This window comes from Frankia sp. CgJB1 (assembly GCF_977947065.1).
In genome coordinates this window covers 1-4,543 of the sequence record NZ_CDWTNB010000253.1, presented here as the reverse complement: position 1 = coordinate 4,543, position 4,543 = coordinate 1, and the positions used below count along the sequence as shown (strand labels likewise).

The window sequence follows — 4,543 nt, the reverse complement described above, 5'->3', positions numbered from 1 at the left end:
GGTGCAGCCGGGCGCGCAGGTCCGCCGCCGGGCAGATGCCGGTGCCGGCGGTCGAGACGGCCACGGACGCGGCGATCGAGGCGAGCCGGACGGCGTCACGCAGCCCGACGCCCGCCGCCCGGGCGAGGACCATGGCGGCGACGAACGTGTCACCGGCCCCCGAGGTGCGCTCGTCGGGCGCGTCGGCGGTGGCCGGCAGATGCCACGGCGGCTCATCGGGAGTAAGGACGACGACGCCGTCGAGGGTGACGGCCGCGGCCCGCGCCCCGCTGGCGGCGAGGATCTGTGCCGCGTGGTGCCGCACGGTCCCGACTCGGTCGTGCGCGAAGGAGCCTCGGACGGCCTCGGGCAGCAGCGCGACGACCTCATCCGCATTGGGCTTGACCAGGTCGGGGCGCACCGCCGCCCATCGGGTGAGGTCGTGGGCGTCGACGACGAGCCGCCGGCCCGCCGCCCGCACGGCTGCCGCCACCCGGCCGATCAGCTCGGGGGTAAACAACCCCGTGCCGTAGTCGCAGGCCAGCACGGCACAGGCCGACGCGGCCCCGGCGGTGACGCGGGCCGCCACGGCGGCGGCGGTGGCCCGCCGGGGCGGGGTCTCGTCACCCGTGTCGCAGCGCAGGTGGAGATGGTTGCCGGAACAGATCCGCCGCTTGGCCACCGTGGTCCACCCGGGTTCGACGACCACGGCGGACGTGCCGACGCCACCGGCGTCGAGCAGGTCCCGCAGCCGCCGGCCGTCGGGATCGTCCCCCACCATCCCGACCAGCCGGGTGCGCGCACCGAGGGCGGCCGCGGCGAGGACGGCGTTGCCGGCTCCCCCCGGGGACTCCTCCCGCCCGGTCACAGAGACGACGGGTACGGGGCCCTCCCGGGACAACCCCCGCGGCGGTCCCCGCAGCCAGGAGTCGAGCATCGCGTCCCCGACCACGAGCAGGTGCAGCGCACCAAACCGATCCGGCAGCTCGGCGAGCGGCACGGGACGCGGCGAGGCCGGAGACGAGGCTAGAGACGCGGGGGCGGCGGTCATCGGGCCATCCCCTCCCCGACCAGCGCAAGCGCGGCGGCGGTCACCTCGGCCGGCGGCAGATCCAGGCATTCGTGCCCGAACGGGCAGGTGAAGGCGCGGCAGGGCGTGCAGGGCGTCGCCCGGCGCAGCACCGCGACGCGCGCGGCGCGTGGCCGGTACTCGCTCTCCCGTTCAGTGCCGGCGAACAGGGTGACGACGGGCGTGCGCACCGCGTCGGCGAGATGGGCACCGCCCGAGTTGTTGGTGACGACGACCGCCGCGCCGCGCAGGAGCGCGGCCAGCGCCGGGACGTCCAGGACCCCGGTGAGGCCCCGCCCCGCCGGGCCGGCAGCGGCGACGACCCGGTCGACCAGGGCGGTCTCGGCGCCCGTGCCGGCGGCGAGGACCCGCAGGCCCGCGCCCGCGAGCAGGCCGGCGACCCGGGCGAACGGTCGGCGCCGTAGCGGCGGGCCGAACAGCTCGCCCCGGGCAGCAGCACCGCGTAAGGGCCGGGTTCCGTCAGCGGCCGGACCCTCGCGACGGCCTCGCCTGGCACGGCCAGCCGGGGGTGGGATGCCGGGGCGGGGATGCCGAAGCGGCGCAGCAGCAGCAGCGCCCGGTCGACCTGGTGGATACCGCCGGGCAGGTCGTCCACCCAGTGGGTGAGCAGCGACCCGCCGAACTCCCGCGAGGCGCCAACCCGGGTCGGGATCCCGGCGAGGGCGCAGACGAAGGCGGCCGGCCACGGCGACTGGGAGAACGAGGTGAACAGGACCGCGACGTCGTAGCGGCGCCGCGCCAGCGTCTCGACCAGCCGGGTCTGCTCGGCCGGGTCGACGGGTCGGCCGCCGGTGTCCTGCCAGCACACCGATGCCACGACCGCGTCATCGACGCAGTCAAGCAGGGGCAGCACGGCCGCCCCGCCGGGTGAGGTCAGCACGTCGAGGCGGGCCCCGGGCGCCGCGGCCCGCAGCGCCCGCAGCGCCGGGGACAGCAGCACGACGTCCCCGAGATTGTCCGGACGGACCGCCAGGACGTGGCGGGCGGCCGCGAGGTCCAGCGGACCCGCACGGCCCGCCGCCGGGTGGGACGCGACTTCGTTCACGGGAGGCTCCGGGACGGTCGGGAACGGTCGAGACGGTCAGGGACGGCTTCTCCCCCGCCCCGTGCCCGGAGGGTGGGCAACAAAACTGCTACTCTCCGCGAGGAACGTTCTCTCCGTGAAAACCACGCCGGGCGAGAACCACGCCGATCGCCTCGGCCTCGAGGGCCCAGGGGGCTGCCCGGCAGGCGGTGACCGCTCCGGCGAGCGGGTACGGCCTTCTCCATGCCGCGAGCAGCCATCCCCCGGATCGCCTTCGTCTGCGGCAACCTCGTCACCGCCGAGGACGGCGTCGCCGACTACACCATCCGGCTCGCCGAGACACTGCGCCACGACATCGATCCCGTCCTGATCACCTCGGGGCGGGTCGAGGGCGACCTCGGCCCCACCCGGGTGGTCACGCTGGAACGTGGGTGGGGTCCGGCCGGGATCGCCGCCACCGCAACGGCGCTGCGGCGCCTGCGGCCCGACCTCGTCCACCTCCAGTTCGCACCCTCGGCGTTCGGGTTCTCCCCGGCGGTCGGGCTGCTGCCCCCGCTGGCGGGCCGGCGCGTCCCCTGGGTGACCACCCTGCACGAGTACGGCTGGTGGGCATGGCCGTCCTGGCTGCCGGCGGCCCTGTGGCGACGGCCGGAACGGCACGGCTGGTGGGACCGGGAGACCCTGACGCTCGTGCCCCACTCGCGCGCCCTGGTGGTGACCAATCCCGAGCACGCCGCCGCGGTACGCACCCGCTTCGGCCGCCAGGCGCAACTGGTCCCCGTCGCCGCGAACATCCCCCGGGCACGAAGCACCGCCCGCACCGCCAGTCTGTCCTCCGACGCCGGCTCATCCCCCGGCGCCGACCCATCCCCCGGCGTCAGCCCGGGACAGGCGGCCCGGTCCCGGCTACGCGGCCGGCTCGGCACCGGCCCCGACGCCGAGGTGGCAGTCTTCTTCGGCTTCGTCCACCCGGTGAAAGGCGTGCGGTATCTCCTCGAAGCCGTCGCCGAGCTGCACGCCGACCATCCCGACCTGCATCTCGCCGTCGTCGGCGGGTTCACCTCCCTGGCGCTGCCCGACGCCGAGGCGGCGGCCTTCCGCCGCGAGCTCGAAGGGCACGCCCGTGCCGTCGGCGTCGCGGACCGGGTGACGTTCACCGGACATCTGCCGGCCGAAGAGGTTTCGGACATCCTGGCCGGGGCGGACGTCTGCGTGCTGCCGTTCACCGCCGGGGTGACGACGAAGAGCGGGGCGCTGGCGGCCGCGCTGTCCCACGGCCTGCCGACAGTGGTAACGGTCGCGGACCCGCCGGATCCGGCCCTCGTCGACGGCCGGACGGCGATCGTGGCCAAACCCGTGCGGGACCCGGCCGCGCTGGCCCGTGAGCTGCGCCGGCTGCTGGGCAACCCGGCGCTGCGGGCGGCCGTGTCCGCTGGCGGCCGCAACCTCGTCGCCGACCGGTCCTGGCCGTCCGTCGGGGCCGCGCACGCCCGCCTCTACCGGTGTCTGATCGGTCCCCGATGACCGTCGACGATCCCCCTCCCCGCCCACCCAGATCCCGCCCATCCAGAGGGATAAAATGGACACAAAACCCTCTGGAAAGGCAAGGAAGCCGAGACCAAGGAACGTCGGTGGCCGGCGAGTGGACGGATCCGGCCCGGGCGGAGCCGCACGAGATCCTCTTCGTCGAGCTGCTCGGCGGGTTCGGCGATCTGCTGATCGCCCTGCCAGCGATCCACGCACTGGCGGACAGCCATCCGAATGCCCGGATCCGCGTCCTCACCTTCGCGCCGGCCGGCGAGCTGCTGACCCACGACGACCGGATCACCGAGGTCGTGCAGGTGACCGATCACCGCGCGCAGGCCGTCCGCGAGGCTGTCGTCCGCGCGGTAAGCCGGCCGCGGGCGGACCTGGTCGTGACGACGACCCGGCACAGCGGCGTGCCGGCCGCGATCGAGGCCGGGCGACCGCGGCATACCGGACGGCCGAGGCACGTCGTGACGGACCTCTGGCGGCGGCCGGACCCCGCCGAACCGATCGGGTCCCGGTTCGTCCGGCTCCTCACCGAAGACGGCTGGATCCGGCCCGGCCCCGGCCATCCGGACGGCGCCGACGCCCGTGGCGGTGGCGGTGGCCGTGGTAGCGCCCATGGGCGGGTCGCGCTGACCGCGGCGGAGGTCGCCGAGGGTGAACGCATCCTCGGCGCACTCGACAGCACCACGCCCGACAGCACCACACCCGGCCGCCCGGCTCCGGTGCTGCTGGTACCCGACGCCGGAATGGCCGTCAAACGGTGGCCGGCACGGCGGTGGACCGATCTCGCCCGGCTGCTCGCGGCGCGCGGGCATCCGGTCCTGCAGCCACACGCGTCCGGGGCCGGGGACGGCCGTGCCCAGGGTGCCCATAGCCTCCCCGCTGCCGCTGCGGGGGTTCGCGGGGCTGTGCGCGGC

At 75.8% G+C, this 4,543-nt stretch carries 4 protein-coding genes and 1 pseudogene; 2 read left to right on the top strand and 3 right to left on the bottom strand.

Going from position 1 to position 4,543, the window contains the following annotated elements; translation table 11 throughout:
- From AC08OT_RS19375 to AC08OT_RS19365, 3 genes and pseudogenes are all read right to left on the bottom strand, one after another.
- A partial coding sequence (locus AC08OT_RS19375; protein ID WP_476603157.1) for a bifunctional heptose 7-phosphate kinase/heptose 1-phosphate adenyltransferase occupies window positions 1-1,030 on the bottom strand: 1,030 nt, incomplete at its 3' end.
- Window positions 1,027-1,422: a glycosyltransferase family 9 protein gene (locus AC08OT_RS19370; RefSeq protein WP_476596469.1), complete on the bottom strand. Its 396-nt coding sequence runs from the start codon at window positions 1,420-1,422 to the stop codon at window positions 1,027-1,029. The genes AC08OT_RS19375 and AC08OT_RS19370, both read right to left, overlap by 4 nt.
- 101 nt (window positions 1,423-1,523) lie before the next feature.
- A pseudogene (locus AC08OT_RS19365) lies at window positions 1,524-1,877 on the bottom strand (glycosyltransferase family 9 protein); the annotation flags it as partial.
- A 459-nt stretch (window positions 1,878-2,336) separates the two neighbouring features.
- Here AC08OT_RS19365 and AC08OT_RS19360 point away from each other — a divergent pair.
- Both AC08OT_RS19360 and AC08OT_RS19355 read left to right on the top strand, forming a co-directional pair.
- Window positions 2,337-3,617, top strand: a complete 1,281-nt coding sequence (locus AC08OT_RS19360; protein ID WP_476603156.1) for a glycosyltransferase — start codon at window positions 2,337-2,339, stop codon at window positions 3,615-3,617.
- Between the two features lie 107 nt (window positions 3,618-3,724).
- On the top strand, window positions 3,725-4,543 hold an 819-nt coding region (locus AC08OT_RS19355), incomplete at its 3' end, for a glycosyltransferase family 9 protein (RefSeq protein WP_476603155.1).

What these genes read in the sequence shown, in the direction of transcription:
- AC08OT_RS19360 (WP_476603156.1), top strand. Translation starts at nt 2,337, where the DNA reads ATGCCGCGAGCAGCCATCCCCCGGATCGCCTTCGTCTGCGGCAACCTC.